Raw genomic sequence first — 556 nt, forward strand, 5'->3', positions numbered from 1 at the left:
TATCGCTTCAAGTAAAGAGGTTTTGCCGCTACCATTTGCACCGATGATAACGTTGCAAACGGTAGACTGTAGATTAACTTGTGTGAGGTTGCGCAGATTTGATATTTGTAGACGTTCAATCATGATATCGATAGCCGCCCATTATTTTCAGCTTTCAAAGCAAGCAAAAGTTTATTAAAATTCAAGCTGTCCGAGTATATCCTTAAAAGATGCTAGCGCGGTTCAATGCTGTATGATGTGCAAAAAATCAGACTATATACGCATCGGCATGATGACATATTGATGAAACTCATCATTGAGTTGATTGACAAGTACAGATGCATTCGATTGGCTCATATGCATCTGCAAATCACCTTGTATCACCCCTAGCACGTCTTGTAGATACGCCGCATTGAATGATAGCTCCATTGGCTCGCCCTGATATTTGGCTTGTATCATCTCAACGGCTTCATCTTGCTCAGCATTGTTGGCACGTACCTCTACCATACCATCACTGGCAAAATTAAAGACCACACCGCGCGACTTCTCATTACTCAAAATCGCTACCCGGCGTAAT

The 556-nt window shown here is 42.1% G+C and carries 1 protein-coding gene and 1 pseudogene; both read right to left on the minus strand.

Going from position 1 to position 556, the window contains the following annotated elements:
- The coding region (locus ACS8FC_RS19940) for an AAA family ATPase (protein ID WP_439298062.1) at nt 1–123 on the minus strand (123 nt) is incomplete at its 3' end.
- 129 nt (nt 124–252) lie between these two features.
- Nucleotides 253–556 (minus strand): annotated as a pseudogene (locus ACS8FC_RS19945) (DNA polymerase III subunit beta); the annotation flags it as partial.

The organism is Psychrobacter sp. 1Y4 (assembly GCF_051847555.1).